At 41.1% G+C, this 15,917-nt stretch carries 11 protein-coding genes; 3 read left to right on the top strand and 8 right to left on the bottom strand.

What is annotated here, in order from left to right:
• Positions 1 to 200 precede the first annotated feature (200 nt).
• Positions 201 to 1,568 (top strand): hypothetical protein, encoded by a 1,368-nt coding sequence (locus V7K79_RS11140; RefSeq protein ID WP_335047535.1) that lies wholly within the window; start codon positions 201 to 203, stop codon positions 1,566 to 1,568.
• Positions 1,569 to 2,122: 554 nt separating this feature from the next.
• On the opposite strand, the gene V7K79_RS11135 is transcribed toward V7K79_RS11140, so the two are convergent.
• From V7K79_RS11135 to V7K79_RS11110, 6 genes are all read right to left on the bottom strand, one after another.
• Positions 2,123 to 4,003, bottom strand: coding sequence for an ABC transporter ATP-binding protein (locus V7K79_RS11135; protein WP_335047533.1), 1,881 nt, complete (start codon positions 4,001 to 4,003; stop codon positions 2,123 to 2,125).
• Positions 4,004 to 4,295: 292 nt separating this feature from the next.
• Positions 4,296 to 5,294 carry an aldo/keto reductase gene (locus V7K79_RS11130; protein WP_335047531.1) on the bottom strand — a complete coding sequence of 333 codons (999 nt, stop codon included), beginning with the start codon at positions 5,292 to 5,294 and terminating at the stop codon, positions 4,296 to 4,298.
• A gap of 269 nt (positions 5,295 to 5,563) precedes the next feature.
• Positions 5,564 to 6,184: a GDSL-type esterase/lipase family protein gene (locus V7K79_RS11125; RefSeq protein ID WP_335047529.1), complete on the bottom strand. Its 621-nt coding sequence runs from the start codon at positions 6,182 to 6,184 to the stop codon at positions 5,564 to 5,566.
• 333 nt (positions 6,185 to 6,517) lie between these two features.
• Positions 6,518 to 8,056: an amidohydrolase family protein gene (locus V7K79_RS11120; RefSeq protein WP_335047526.1), complete on the bottom strand. Its 1,539-nt coding sequence runs from the start codon at positions 8,054 to 8,056 to the stop codon at positions 6,518 to 6,520.
• 214 nt (positions 8,057 to 8,270) lie between these two features.
• Positions 8,271 to 9,635: an LLM class flavin-dependent oxidoreductase gene (locus V7K79_RS11115; RefSeq protein WP_335047524.1), complete on the bottom strand. Its 1,365-nt coding sequence runs from the start codon at positions 9,633 to 9,635 to the stop codon at positions 8,271 to 8,273.
• Between the two features lie 1,210 nt (positions 9,636 to 10,845).
• On the bottom strand, positions 10,846 to 11,829 hold the full coding sequence (locus V7K79_RS11110) for a CHAD domain-containing protein (RefSeq protein WP_335047522.1): 984 nt from the start codon (positions 11,827 to 11,829) through the stop codon (positions 10,846 to 10,848).
• Positions 11,830 to 12,093: 264 nt separating this feature from the next.
• Here V7K79_RS11110 and V7K79_RS11105 point away from each other — a divergent pair, with 264 nt between their 5' ends.
• A complete protein-coding gene (locus V7K79_RS11105; protein WP_335047519.1) occupies positions 12,094 to 13,161 on the top strand; it encodes a DUF3616 domain-containing protein in 1,068 nt (355 codons plus the stop codon).
• Positions 13,162 to 13,236: 75 nt separating this feature from the next.
• Here the strand turns inward: V7K79_RS11105 and V7K79_RS11100 are convergent, their stop codons facing one another.
• Positions 13,237 to 13,641 (bottom strand): NIL domain-containing protein, encoded by a 405-nt coding sequence (locus tag V7K79_RS11100; RefSeq protein WP_094347724.1) that lies wholly within the window; start codon positions 13,639 to 13,641, stop codon positions 13,237 to 13,239.
• A 649-nt stretch (positions 13,642 to 14,290) separates the two neighbouring features.
• Between V7K79_RS11100 and V7K79_RS11095 the strand changes: the two genes are divergently transcribed.
• Entirely contained in the window at positions 14,291 to 15,046 is a 756-nt protein-coding gene (locus tag V7K79_RS11095; RefSeq protein ID WP_335047517.1) for a sterol desaturase family protein, read from the top strand.
• A 183-nt stretch (positions 15,047 to 15,229) separates the two neighbouring features.
• On the opposite strand, the gene V7K79_RS11090 is transcribed toward V7K79_RS11095, so the two are convergent.
• Positions 15,230 to 15,586, bottom strand: a complete 357-nt coding sequence (locus V7K79_RS11090) for a hypothetical protein (RefSeq protein WP_335047515.1) — start codon at positions 15,584 to 15,586, stop codon at positions 15,230 to 15,232.
• Positions 15,587 to 15,917 lie beyond the last annotated feature (331 nt).

Below are 15,917 nucleotides of genomic sequence, written 5' to 3'. Positions count from 1 at the left end.
GCCTTATTGTACTAGTTTGCTATTTTACGCCCTGAAACTCTTGTCAGGTAAAGGCTTGTGCAATATTTTCTGTTAGTTTGACAGTAAGATATTAAAGCCTTTATTTTAGAGAGATTTTGGGTTTAGCAAATTCATAATTGGTATAAGAAGTACTGAAGATCCCATAACTTTTTAACTAATAAATAGGAGAATTAGTGCCAATGGAAGCGTCTGCTGTCAATCCCATTAATGGTGGAGTTAATCCCCTAAATGCAGGTGGCGCTAGCAACCTATATAGCGGTAATTCCTTTGCTGCCAATGACAGTTTGTCTGCTGTTAAGGGCAGCCTGTTGACGGGTGGTAGCAATCTGTTATTAGGTAATGGTAGCAATTCGATTCCAGGTGGCGGTATTAACCCGTTTGCAGGTGATGGTGGAAGTGGGCTTCAGAAATTAATCTTTGAGCGATTAAAGTTAGTTCTAGGTGATAACTATTTCAAGGGTATTGATAACACATTAGCAGGAGGTAGTAACCCATTTGCAGGCAGTGGTTATCCCATTCCAGGTGGGGCTACCAATCCGTTTGCAGGTAACAGCAATCCGATCGCGGGTGGGGCTACCAACCCATTTGCAGGTAACGGTAATCCGATCGCAGGTGGGGCTACCAACCCATTTGCAGGTAACAGCAATCCGATCGCAGGTGGTGGAAGTTTGCTTCAACAATCGCCTTTCGATCCGTTGAAAGAAGTCCTTGGTAACAATATACCCTTTAGTAACACTGGCAATACATCTAATTCAGGTAGTCAAACCTTTAATCAGAGCAACGCACCGGTTGGGAATGGTAATAAGGACTCTGGTAGTAATAACGCGACTATTGGTAATTTTAACTCGAATAATGGCAGTAACAGTGCAACCATTGGTAATGGGAACTGGAACTTTAATAATAACAACGCAACTATCGGTAACGGCAACTGGCTATTTGGCAAGGATAACACAACCCTTGGTAACGGCAACTGGTATTGGGACAACGGAAGTAAGAATTCAACATTAGGTAATGGTAATTGGCACTTCGGCAGTGACAACGCAACCATTGGAAACGGCAATTGGGACTTTGGCACTAATAACACAATTATTGGTAATGGTAACTGGGTTTTTACTAATGGAAATGAAATTATTGGTAATGGCAATTGGTTAACAAAGACTGATAACACAACGATTGGAAACGTCAATAATCTCAGCAGTTTAAAGTTATCCCCATTAGGGATCAAAACTGATGTTAACAATCTGATTGACTCTCTTATAGGTAAAATAGGTCAAAATTTTCTTGGGTTTACAGGAGATTTTGATGTATCAAGTAGCCAAACCTTTAACCGCCTCATCTCTTCTAAAAGTGTTGGGAATGACACTGATATATCTAAGGATATTGAGCAACTTTTGGCATCACTCAGCCCAATTCAAGGAAATTTCATCAATTACCAGCCTGTGCAAAACCCTCAGTCTGTGCCAGAATCTGCTTCTTCAGTGTCGTTGGTAGTAATGGGACTAGTATGTTTGTTGTTGTCACTCTTCAAAAAACAACAACACTGTTAAGGTAAATTCAATTCTTCTAAGCTGATTGCGATCGCACTTTCTGTTTCTCTACCAGGTTAACTTACAGCAGTAATTAGCGAAAATTGATGCTGTTTGCGCCAAGCTATCCTCATAAAGACGGTTTGCGATCACATTGACCGTCATTAGTCATTAAACCTCTTGCATAAGTCGAATAGACTCCCCTTAATCCCCTCTTAATAAAGGCTACGGTGTATACACAAGTCAAATTACCCCCCTTAATCCCCCCTTAGAAAGGGGGGAAACAAGACTAGTTCCCTCCCCTTAGAAAGGGGAGGGTTAGGGTGGGGTAAAAGTGACGCGAAAAACCAGGTGAGTAAACTATTTCAGACTTGTGTATACACCGTAGCCGATATATTGGGGGAAAACTTAAAATCTTACCCCCTTCCCTTGCTATAATTTTTGAAATATACGTAGGGTGCGTTACGCTACGCGATAACACACCCTACTTCAATTACATTACTTTAGTTTTGTAGACTCTTTCTTGGACAATTCTTGAATTGAATTTGCAAAGAAACCTTAAGTAGCGGCAAATGTCAAGCAAGCATTCCCTTTTGCACGTTATCTGTGCCAGTGCGAAACTCGCGTATGGGTTCCTCGCCGAGATTTTCCGGGAGAAATCCACCTGCTTGCATTTTCCATAACCTGTGGTAAGCGCCGCCGAGTGCTAGTAGTTTGTCGTGGGAACCATCTTCGATAATCCGACCTTTGTCGAACACCAGAATCCGATCGAGATGGACGATGGTAGATAGTCGATGAGCTACCACAATCACCGTTTTCCCATTCATTGCTAAATCCAGGGTATCTTGGATCGCTTTTTCTGTGATTGAATCGAGGCTAGAGGTGGCTTCATCTAAAATCAGAATCGGCGCATCTTTGAGAATTACGCGAGCGATCGCAATCCGTTGTCTCTGTCCTCCAGACAACTTAACACCACGTTCGCCCACCAGAGAATTGTAACCTTCTTGACTTTGGACGATGAAATCGTGAGCATGAGCTTTTCGTGAAGCCTCTATTACTTCCTCATTGGTTGCATCCAAGCGTCCGTAACGAATATTTTCTAGCAAAGTGCGATGAAACAGAGACGGATCTTGAGGAATCAAACTGATTTGAGCGTGTAGAGCATCCTGAGTCATGTCTCGAATATCGATCCCATCAATAGTAATCTCTCCAGATTGAGGGTCGAACAAACGCAAAATCAGATTGACAAAGGTCGATTTTCCCGAACCAGAGAAACCCACTAGTCCAACACGCTGTCCTGGTTGGATGGAAACAGAAAGGTTGGTGAAAACTTTCTTTTCTTCTGTGTAGTTGAAATTCACCCGTCGAAACTCAATCTTACCTTGAGTGATTGAGTGGGCGATCGCGCGATCGCGATCAACTAACTCGTGCGGTTGAACGATGACAAAAACACCATTGGCAACATTACCAATATGTTCAAAAAATTCCAGAAAACGGCGGCTCAAATTGCGGGCTTCACTGATGATTAACAGCGACAGGCTGGTTGCGACGACGAAATCAGCAGTAGCGATTTTTCCTTGACTCCAGAGAGAGAGTGAGTAATACAAAGTGCTGATTTTCAGAATGGCTGCCGAGATGAACTGAAACCAACGAATTCGCTCCGAATACCAATTGGATTTTCTTACCTGTTTGATTTCCCGTCCTAATTGCTCATTCAAATAGCGTCGTTCAAAACCCAAGCGAGCAAACAATCGGCTACTAGTGAGATTTGTTACCGCATCTACGATGATACCAGTTGTCTCACTTCTGGCGGCTGCGGCTTTCCGGGAGTAAATTCGGCAGCGAGTTGCCAGCCAGAAGGAAATACAGATGAAGAGAACTGCCCATATCCCCACAAGTGCAGCTAGCGGAGGATAGGCGCGATACAGTATCGTTGTGGCGACGGCATACACAACAATTACTGGCATAAATTCAGTAATCATCATTTGCATCGTCTGGGTAACACCTAGAGAAGTTTCGCCAATTCGATGTGCCAATGCCCCAGAAAAACTGCTGCTGAAGTAGCGATGCGAATGGTGTTGTAAGTAGGCATATAGCGATCGCACAATGTGCTGTCGGTGGATTGGATGGAGAATCGTCTGTAAGAGTCCAGCCGAGCGCCCAAATATCACTTCACCTACACTCAAGCCGATGAATAACATTAGGGGTTGCTTCATGGCATCAAAAATGGGCTTGCTGTCGCCCGTCGATCGCGTCACGCCCCGAATTATCTCGCCAATAGCATAAGGCAACAAGATACCACAGGTTGCGTGTATAATCTCCAAGATAACTGCTAGCAGATACCACCAGCGAAACTGGTTAACGAAATAGCAAATGAACCTGAATGGAGTTGATGGCAAATCTGGTGTATCACCAGCACGTTGAAAGGATTTGGATTTTCTGGTCTTTTTTGTCATGATTCCGGTTTGCAAACGTCTAATACCAATTCCTAATGACGCTCCTACATCGCTAGTGCTGCGCTAACGTAATTCGTAATTATGAAAATCATTTTTTATCAGAACAGAATTCAGGAGTCAGGAGCCAGAATTCAGAATTGAATTCTATGCAACTGGCGGATAAATTGCAGGGGTTTAAGACCCCACCAAATCGTAGATTTGGTGGTCTATAATCAGTGGCAGGTCCCAATCCCCCACTGATTTATTCTGACTCCTGAATTCTGACTTCTGAATTCTTCTTCAAAAATAGAAACTAACGCAGGGAATCACCTCTTCGATATTCGGCGGTTATGTCGTCTAACTTTTGTTTCAAATTGTCGTCAAGTTTTAGTTCTACCGCCTTAAGGCTGTCAGCAAGTTGTTCTGGTCGGCTAGCGCCAATGATGGGGGCAGTGATAATCGGATTAGATAAAACCCAAGCTACTGCCAAGGTGGTAAGGGAATATCCAGCCAGATCCGCTACTGTGCGTAAATCTTCGACAGTATTAAACTCGCGATCGTGCCAGTAACGATCTTGATAACGTTCTGCGGCAGCACCTAGCGTAAAACGCGTACCGGAAGTGGGGCCTTGAGCAAGAATGTGTTTACCTGTGAGCAAACCGCCCGCCAAGGGATTGTAGGAAATTACACCCAGTCCTTCTTCTTTCGCCAGAGGCAACAGTTCTCGCTCAATTTCACGGAATAACAGGTTGTAGCGGGGCTGAATTGAGACGAATTTGGTTAAATTGCGTGTTTCAGCACGACCCAAGGCGCGGGCGAGTCGGTAAGCTAAGAAGTTGGAAACCCCAATGTAGCGCGCCTTGCCAGCACGAACCACTGTATCCAATGCTTCCAAAGTTTCATCGAGGGGGGTAGAGGCATCGTCAGAGTGCAACTGATAGAGGTCGATATAATCGGTTCCCAGCCGCCGCAGAGAAGCATCGATCGCATCCAAAATATGTTTCCGGGAAGCCCCTTGATCCCAAGGTGCAGGGCCAACTCGGCCGACGCACTTGGTAGCTAAAATAAAATGTTCGCGTTTGCCTTTGAGCCAGCGCCCAACAATTTCTTCGGTGCGTCCAGCAGTAGCAAGCCCACCGCCGAGGGGATAAACGTCGGCTGTATCCAAAAAGTTAATTCCGCCATCAGCAGCAGTGTTGAGGATGTGTTTGGAAGTTTCTTCGTCGGTTTGCAAACCAAAGGTCATGGTACCGAGACAGAGGCGCGAAACGGTCAATCCAGTTTTACCGAGATTAGTAGTTGCTAAGGTCATAAAGATGTTGTTAATTGAGAAAGTGTGGAAATTTTTAAATAGAATGCGACGTGCGTTCCGCCCCGCTTCTCTACGAGACGCTACGCGAACGCTAACGCAGAACTAAAAATCTATAGGACGAATGGCAGGAGGAAAAGAAAATAAAAACCATTACGTCTTGCAGCACAAAGATTTCATAACTCTTACCTCACCCCAACAAATAGCTTTTCTTAATGCTATTTTCTATAAAACATATTAACTAACCCATGATTAGCCCGATTTCGGTATTTTTAAGCTGTGAACCAATTTAACCAACCTTCCCAGTTTTGGACGATCGCAGCAAATTCTGTATAACCAGCAGCTTTTGGGTGAGCGCCGTCATTAGCTTTTGCTTCTGCTAGCCAGATGGGTGACTTCACCAAACTAGAAAATACATCAAGATACGGAACATCTAGTTGATCGCAAACCAACGCGAATTCCTCTGAGAGATTTGCAAGAATTTGATTTCTTTTTTCTTGATCGACATCACCACAGGGTGGCGGACTAACCATCAAGATCGGATAGAGTTGCTTTGCTTGGCTTAAGATGCTGCGAGCATTTGCGATCGACTCTGACAGTTCGATTCCTTGCTGTTTACCCGCCCATCCTGAATCGTTTGCCCCAAAGGAAAACACTACTCGACCATCAAATTCTCTTGGGAGACGATAGGAGACTTCCGAGTACCAACGTTGTTCGAGATACCGACTCGTCTCTGCCCGCACCCCCAAATTGTAATGGGTGATAGCGTATCCTCTGGATTGAGCACTGCGGCACACTCTACCTGTCCAACCCAGAAACTCTGGATCGCCTGTGCCATTGACAAAGGATTCACCAATAAAACAAATTCTGATTTCTTTGCGATAATCTGACATAAGTCAACTAAATTTTGGTGAAAAAGTTCGGTTTTGACTTGAGAAAAAGCATTATGTTCATGATTCTAGAAGATATTAATATTCTGTGAGTCAGGCAAGCCAGTAGCCTAACTCACAGAATATTACAAGTTAGTTTTGGGCATTTTGGCATTGACAGAAACAGGCGAGAAACCATTGTTAGTGTCGTGAAACCCGCATTTCTCACTCTTCTTGAGGGGGAGAAGGGGCAGAGGGGAAAGAAACTTGTACAAGAACTCTCCCCTGCTCAACAGCTCAAGCGCAGACGGTGCTGAGTAAAAAAGTAGGGAATCTCACTTCTTTACTCAGTACTCTTCATGCCACCACTAGGTTCTTGTCCACTTGTTTAAATTCGGTGTTACCTACTTTCGATTCGATCGCTGTACCTTTGAAGAATTCGGGGTTAGCTTGGGTATAAAACTTGTAAGGATTAGCGAATACATAGGACTTAAAGTCGGCTTCGGTCAGGACGCCTTCTTGCACGAGATCCCAGCTTTCAGCCAAGGGGGAAGTCAAGTCTGGCACATCCCAGTGACCAACATCGGAGGAATAGATGGCGTTGATCTTGACTCCCAAGGGATTGGCTTTGTCATTGAATGCCGTAGCGATCGTGCGATCGTCAGACTCAGAACCAAAGAAGAAACTGTTCACCCAGCGATCGCGGATGTCTTCAATGGTTTCAATACCTGCTGCGGCAAAATCCTCCAATTCGCTACCAATCGGCGCACGGCTAAAACGGCTGAATGAAGCTCCTAGTACAGTCTTGGTCAATTCATCCTTATCAAGGGAATGTCCTTGAGTAATTTCTGCACCGTAGCGCTCAAATATTTCAAACAACTCATCGGCATTTGTCAACGCCGGATTGTAGTTTTGCAGTGCTTTGATATTGCGCTTGGAGAAACGATCTACCAAATGAATGTAGACGCGCGCACCCCAATCTGCACCACCTTCCAGCATTGCTACGCGCAACTGCGGAAAACGCTTGGTAACACCGCCGAAGAACAGCGCCTTGGCAAATGCTTCCGAACCATCGGCGAAGTGGCCGATATGGTTGTTCATGTAATTACTGATGGAGGAACGACCAGTCCAACCCTGACTGCCGTAATGGGTGGTGACGGGTACTCCTAGTTCCACAACTTTGGCCCAGAATGGATCGTAGTCGTATTCGCTATCTAATCCGTAGAAGTCGATATAAGAAGCATACTTGGCGATTTCAGGGAATTTATCGGCTGGATATTTATCAGCGATCGCTTTGATTGGCCGTTTCACACCGCCAGTGATATTAATCACTTTTAAACCCAGTGTTTTCACAGCAAACTCTAGCTCCTCAATGCCTTCTTGGGGAGTAGTTAAGGGGATACCAGCTACCGGTGTCAAGCGATCGCTATATTTCCGGTAAATATCAGCATGATAATGATTGACCGCACGTTGCAATGCTTGACGATTCTCTGCACTCGCTCCAGCTGGTGCTAAAACATTATTGGGAAACAGTACAGAATAGTCCGATCCTTGCTCTGCCTGACGCTCATAGAGGAGTCCGGGGAGGGTGTAAGTAGCGAGATCCAATGTGTTTTTAGTAACTCTAGCCCACCAAGGCGATCGGATTGTCCGATTATATTGACGTTCTTCAGGAGTTTGTTGATACCAGTCTTTACCGTTGCTCTTGGAGTTAAGACGAGAAGCTTCCGTCTTACGTAACTCATCTACGAGTTTCACACCGCCGTACTTAGCGATGTAATCCTCAAAAGCTGGGGTGAAATCATTAGTATGAACATCGGTATCGATTACTGGATAATCAAGGGTTGCTCTAATTGCAGCAGAGCGTGAAGTCTTCAATCGGCTATAGTCAGTCATGTTTTTTCCTTGCCTACGGCACAAAAATTACAGGTTTTTTTCAGCATCTATTAACAAATACATTTCCTGTAGAGACGGCGATAAATCGCCGTCTCTCTAGAATTTTCTGTAGGGCGGCGATCTACAGAAGGTACAGTTTAAAAGGTATGGCTTAAGCATCCATGAAAAATTCATTTACGCTACATCCAAGCACAGTGCAGATATGAAAAGTCGTTTACGCTAATACCAATCTTTCATCTAATTGTTTCGCGGCAAAACGATTGGCCGGACGACGCAATCCCAAATTTTCACGCAAAGTACTGCCTTCATATTCAGTACGGAACAGTCCGCGTTTTTGCAGGACGGGAACGACTAGGTTAACGAAGTCATCCAATCCTGTGGGAAGGATTGGTGGCATGATATTAAAACCATCTGCTGCACCGTTGTTGAACCATTCTTCAAGCTGGTCGGCAATGGTTTCAGGAGTACCGAGTATGGTGCGATGTCCTCGTGCGGTAGCAAGAGAGAGATACAACTGGCGCAATGTCAGAGTGCCACGAGTAGCTAAATCTTTGACTAGTTTGAGACGACTTTTGTTAGTGTTGGTGTCGCTGGGTAGTTCGGGAGCTAGATCATCAAAAGAATATTTTGACAAATCCACACCTTTGTAATAGTTCTTTAAAATTCCCCAGGCAACATCGGGATGAATTAACGATTGCAGAAATTCGTACTTCTCCTTAGCTTCTGCTTCGGTACGGCCAATGATTGGGAAAGCACCAGGCATGATTTTGAGATCGTCTGGCGATCGCCCATATTGTGCTAGCCTACCTTTGATGTCAGCATAAAATTCCTGAGCATCAGCTAAGGTTTGATTAGCAGTGAAAATTGCCTCAGCAGTGCGTGCGGCTAAGTCCCGTCCCGATTCCGAGGCTCCAGCCTGAACAATCACCGGGTAGCCTTGGGGCGGACGACCAACGTTTAAAGGGCCTTTTACAGAGAAATATTTGCCCTTGTGGTTCAATGTATGCAGTTTCTCTGGATCGAAATAAGTACCAGATTCTTTGTCACGGATGAAAGCATCGTCTTCCCAACTATCCCATAGACCTTTCACCACTTCCACAAACTCTTCAGCTCGTTCATAACGCTGGCTGTGTTCCGGGTGATGCTCAAGGCCGAAATTTTGTGCAGCATTTTCATTGCCTGTTGTGACTACATTCCATCCGGCCCGACCCTTACTCAAGTAGTCTAGGGAAGCAAACTTACGTGCCAAGGTATAGGGTTCTTCATAAGTGGTCGAAGCGGTGGAAATGAAGCCGATGTTTTGGGTTACAGAAGACAAGGCCGAAAAGAGGGTGACAGGCTCAAAATGGGCAATTTTACCATTGCGATGCTGAGTTTCTGGAGCGCCGCCCCAGACTCCTGGACTATCTGCTAAGAAAACTGCATCGAATAAGCCGCGTTCGGCAGTTTGGGTAATTTCTTTGTAATGCTCAAAATTCAGTCCAGCATCTGCTTGTGAATTGGGGTGTCGCCAAGCAGAGACATGATGTCCGGTAGCTTGAATGAATGCACCTAAACGAATTTTGCGTGTTGTACTCATGCTTTTTTCTTTTCTTAAAATTGCCTTAGCTGTAGCTCTATGGTTGTTATCGCTGATTTGTATATAACTGAATAGCACAAAGAAAAAGTGAAACCTCGCCTTTGTCAGGGTGTAGGGGATAGTGCTAAGAGACTTTGCATTATTTGAGAGTGTAAAACCTAGCTCAACTCTTCTCATATTCCTTACACCTCAAAAGCAATAATCTCAAGGGTTAGCACTTTTATTCGTGCCATTGGTACGGCTACGTCAGTACTAAATGTAATTATGGAATGCTCTCTAGCAACCAAACTTACCGTTTAGCTACCTAATAATTGCTCAAAAATTAAATAATCAAATTGCAAATTGTAAGTAAGTTTAATAGCACAGCAGAATTAGGGATGCTGCTGCTTGGTGCTTAAATTACCATAAATTTATTTAGTAATTTTACCCAGGAGATATGAGCCTACACGATCGCTATAAAAAAAGATGTGCTGGCAATCACAATCTTATGAAATACTAATTATTAGTTTCACTAATATTAAGTTTTGCAAATTATTTGTCTGCGGAGTTTATAGTTATGTATGATACCCAAAGTTTGTTAGACAATACTCTAAATTCGCTTAATTTCTCTCTATAATAAGAAATTGAGGGTTTTCACTCTAGCAATTGTTCGCTAGTTTTAAGATTCTGTTTTACGGCAGCACCGATGGCATGAACGGTTGGTTCTGTACTTTGTAGCAACGCATCTGCAACATTACTCTGGTAAAAATGACTGCAATTTTAGCTCAGGCAAATTGGCAACTCTAAGAAAATTAACTGTGTTATTTTCAATACTATATAAGGTGTATTTGCACTTTCAAGCTATTTAGACGGGCTGCAACCCGTCTTTTTTATCCCTGACTCGTTTTCAAATCTCCTCAAATCTCGTTTTCGGGTAGAACTGAAAATGCTCTTTAATTTAACTATGTACAAACTAGTAAAATCATTGAGAATAGCTCTGTTAGGGCAGGATTGTTAGAAGTACCTAGAACTTTTTCAGGCAAAGTACTCCCTGGACAAATTGAGCGGGGAATAATGTTAGAAAGCACTATTAGACTAATTTCAGGTTTGATTTAGCCAAAGAAAACCATATTGTACAAATTCTCCAGAGCAATGTTTATCTTTTGTCTCTATAAGCTTCTATTTAATTATCTATTCGTTAGTCCAATCCTTGCCCAACAAACAATAACTTTTAACTGATTACTCCTGAAAGCGGGTGCAATATTGTTAAATGAAAACTATGTCTGGTTTCAGTTTTCAGATACCGTTCTTGCAAAGGTTGCCACTGCTGCCACGACTCGTAACGATTTTCAGTTAACAAATTAGTAAGGGTGGGCAACTCAGTCTGAATTTCTGATTTGTAGACATCTGCAAGCCAGTCAGTTAAAACGGCACTATCTTGCATCGTACCCAAAATTTCTTGGATATTTTTCACTTCTGTAATATAAACTTCGTAAGATTCGCCATATAAGTCAGTAAATAACTCCATTTGATAGCGTATACGTTTAGCTTCTTTTCGTAAACTATGAAGATTTTCACCTTCTGTTGTCAATTGTTTTTCTATCTTTTTTGGTTTCCAGTTTTTCTGGATCTTAACTTCTGATTCTATAATTTCAGTACCAATTAGCCAGCCCGGATGCAATAAGAAGTTACTTACTTCTGGTAAAAGTAAGTCTGGTAGAACTTGCTGAATGGCAATAGATGCCAAAGGTTGATAAGTAGGTTTGTCTAACCACTTATTCAATGCATCTTTTAAAGACTTGTAAGATTCATCATTTAATGTTTTCTGCACGCTCGATTGTACATCTTCACGTTGTTTTTCCAAAGCGGCAAAAGCTATTTGTAGAGATTCCTGTTCTTTGCGGGGTAAGTTTGGTTTGTAATTATTTTCCAAACTTTCTTTGAGTACGTCTAAATCTCGCAGATTACCAAGACGACGAGCTATTTTACCAATATTTTTATCGCTGACTGGTTTCGATACATCCACCGCTAACCCAAACCGAGTTACTGCTGTCCGTAGGCGGCGCATTCCCACCCGCATTTGGTGTAGCGCTTCTGGATCTTCATCTTTCTTCACTGATTTTTCCCACTTCAAGGTTTTCTTAAAGTGTTTTTCAATCGCTTGGTAGGCGTAGTCACCGAGAGTTTTTACGGTGGGTTGTGTAGCTAATTTCATAATGGTTTGAATTATTACCTCATGAGATTAATGCATAATAACAATATTATTTAATAATTTACATCTACTTTTAATATTTTTTAGCTATGACTATTGATAGTTGTATACTCTTTTATAAATCTGTAATATCTGTCAAAGGTTTAAATAGTAGTTCATATTTTCAAGTTAATACTAGCTATAGTTTTAAGATAATCTTTCGTAATAATTAAATAATATATTATAATATCAATATTTCCATTTTTATAAATATCAATATAATTTAAAATGCCCAACTTACATTTGTTAAATCAAGTTTTATTGACTTTTGTAGATTCTTTTAAAGAACATAGAGAAGACTTATCAGCAGTACTACTAACACATGAGAAGTATTTATGGTTGGGGTCAGATGAAACCTCAACCATTGAGCGTTTATCTTTGGTTGATACTGATAAATTTACAGAACATCAACAATTTAAAGTAGCAGATTTTATCAATTTACCCGCACCAGAAGAAGAAGAAATTGATATAGAAGGACTGGCTTACGCTGATAATTACTTATGGTTTGTTGGTTCTCACAGCTACAAACGCAAAAAATCTAAACCGGAAAATACAGATGCTAAAAACTTTAAAAGGCTAGCAAAAATTGAATCAGAACCTAACCGTTACATTTTAGGGCGGATTCCTCTAATAGACGGTAAGCTATTCTCATCTTGCCCACATCCCGAAAAGCCAGATGTGCAATTGAATGCCGCTAAACTAGAAGTGACGAATCAGGGTAATTTGCTGATGACAGCTTTAGCAGATGATGCCCATCTTGGCTTGTTTATTCAAGCAGGAATTCCCGGAAAGGATAATGGCTTTGATATTGAAGGAATAGGCATTTATCAAAACCGCATCTTCCTGGGTTTGCGGGGCCCTGTATTACGGGGTTGGGCTGTGGTGCTGGAAATAGAGTTAGAAGATTCTACCCCTGGACTGATGAAATTAAAGCAAATTGGGGAATTAAAAGAGTTATATAAAAAGCATTTTATTTGCTTGAATGGTTTGGGAATTAGAGATTTGTATGTAGATGATCAAGATTTGTTGATATTAGCCGGCCCAACGATGGATTTAGATGGCCCTGTGCAAGTTTATCGTTGGGTAAATGGTGTGAATTTACGAGAAAATGTCTTCAGCAATCCTGGTTTTGTGCAAGATATTCCTTATGGAAATCGAGAAGAACACGCTGAGGGAATGGCGCTGTTTCAGGATGTAGCTGGTATACCTTCGCTATTGGTAGTTTATGACTCTCCAGCAAAAAGTAGGCTGGTGGGTGATGGTGGTGTAATAGCGGATGTGTTTAAGTTGGGCTAAATTCAATTTTAGATTTTAGATTTTGGATTGCTGAGAAACTTGGATGGGCAATCCTCCGTGGTGTATGCGGTAATCTTAAATGTTAGTAGAGATTGCTTGTACAGGACAAGTAGGGATACACTGTTCGCAGACAATACAGCGCGATCGCGTGAATGTCAACTTGTATGTCTCTGGCTGGAGGGTGAGAGCTTCAGTAGGACAAACCCCAGTACACAAGCCACAGTGTACACACACATCCTCGTCGATCGCAATTTCGCCTAATGTAGAAGAAACATTAACATTACGCGATCGCATCCACTCGATCGCTGCATCTAATTGATCGATATCTCCCGATAATTCCACTACCAGTTTGCCAATTTGATTTGGGGCAACTTGGGCGCGGATAATATTAGCGGCGACGTTGAACTCTTTGGCCAGTACGTAAGTGACTGGCATTTGCACAGCACGTTTCGGGAAGGTAAGTGTTACTCTTTTTTTCACAGATTTAGCAGAAGGTTTTTTCTGTTGTAGCGCATTGAGAGTTTTATCAGTCCTTCTCTACGGTAACTGCTTAGTGACTGGGTAGTGCCGACACTTCCAAATTGAAGCAAGAAGAAAATGTAAGCAATATACATTGATAAACCGTATTATAAGTAATTACCCAGACTTAATATTCTTTGTAATTTCAAGACTTGATCAGACATTATTCAAAAATAAAATATGCAAGCAAAATAATTTATAAAAAGTAAACGTAGAAAAAAGTGAGTTAAAAGTTTTTTTATGTATTGAAAAACACAATTGTTTAAAAATCAAGCCAGTTCTTGTTAGAATATACAATATAAACGAACGATTTAAATAAATTATAGCTTGGTTGCAAAATTAGGTATTTACCACAATTTCAGTTAACCAATAACCTTTTTTTCATGAATAGTAATAACTTATATTTTATAGATATACTAAAATTAGTTTAACTTTTCTTAATAAAATTTAATATATATTTGCTAAACTACTTAATGCTGTAAAATAAGCAGTGGGTTTTGTCTATTAACAAATTAAATCGTAATTTGCTTATTTTTGGTAATGAAGACCAAAACAATTGGACATGATCAGCATTTTCATTTCACCGAATTAATATTACGGATGGGTCTAATTGACGAACCACTCATTTTGGTATTATTGCTTTTCCTTCTTCGGTATCACTCTTGCTCGATACTTTCTGATTGCTGGTGGAGCATACTTGCTCTTTTATTTAATTCTGGGCAAGTATCTCGCCAACAAGAGTTTGCGTTTGAAACCGTTAATGACTTGTTCGATAAAAAAGGATATTGAATTATCAGTAATCTCCACAGTAGTTTTCGCTATTTCTGGAGCATTTATGATCTCAGAGTATAATTTGGGAGCAACGCTGTTATACACTGACATCTGGAAATACGGACTGTGGTATTTAATAGTTAGCTTTATTGTAGTGCTAATTCTTCAGGATACTTACTTTTATTTTGTCCATCGGATGTTTCATCAGCCGCTAATTTTTAGATGGATGCATTATGGACACCACCGTTCAGGCGAGCCAACACCCTGGAGTTCCTCTGCCTTCGATTTACCAGAAGCGATCGTACAAGCACTTTTTTTTGTAGGTGTAAGCTTCATAGTTCCACTGCATTTTGTCACCTTAGTTGCTGCACTTATAACTATGACAGTGTGGGCAGTGTTTACCCATCTCGGATTTGAACTATTTCCCTCCTCTAAAAGTTACTGGATTGGAAAGTGGCTTATTGGTTCTATGCATCATTCCATACATCATCGCAAATATAAAGTACATTACGGTTTGTATTTTACGTTCTGGGACAAACTGCTTGGTACTGAAGATGCTAATTATCAAAACAAAACCCACACAAGAGAATTTTAACTATAGCAGTCCTAAATCATTTGTGAAATATTTTTGGAGTTGGCTGTCATTAGTCATTTGTCCTTTGTAATTGTAAATAATAAAGGACAAATCACCAAGAATGACCATAATAATAATTTTCACAATCTCATTTAAAATTGTTATAGCAGCACCGATTAAATTAGCGAAATTTTAGAGTACTGACTATTTAATTTTTGTGGAATTCTCAAGCTTGTTTGGATTCACCCAACGATTGACAAATTCGTTGTTATGTTTGTAAACCTTGATTTGCACTTGCTTAGAACTTAACTTGACTATTTCGGCAGGAATTTTTTGGACATCGCTAGAATCTGTGCGGGGTTTGTAAAGCCAAATGACTTTTTGCCCAACTCGAAAGTTGTTAGGATTGCTAGTTAAAGAAAGCGTACTTTCTGCCAAAGAGGGGAAAGCAATTACTAAGTCGATTAACAATATTAATATCACTAGAGTGATTTGAAAAAGTTTTACACTCATCGCACTTGTCTTAGGTCTGATGGGGCAATCAATCTGCTGCTCTAGCATTTAGTTATTGTCCTTCTTTGGATTATCAAAGTTGAAAGCTCGGTATACTAAAACTTGTTTAAACAATTTAGTAGAAATTAAAATATCTACTGATTTCAGGATAAAACGATTTATAGAATAAAATCAAATAGTCTTATTTGTTAAAAGGATAATTTAGATTTATATAGCAATTCTAAATCAGTCGTGAAAAGTTAGATCCCTGACAACTTTTACGAAGTCGGGGATCTGGACACCAAGAATTTTCACAAACCAGATAGGATTGCTATGTATAAAAGATTGTGTTGCAAAAATATGTTTGAGAACAAATAGAATAGCTGAAGTAACAACTTAA

It is taken from the genome of Nostoc sp., from assembly GCF_036917575.1.
Taxonomy (GTDB): Bacteria; Cyanobacteriota; Cyanobacteriia; order Cyanobacteriales; family Nostocaceae; genus Nostoc.
Note: the sequence above shows the minus strand (reverse complement) of the source record. Positions and strands in the feature narration are given on the sequence as shown.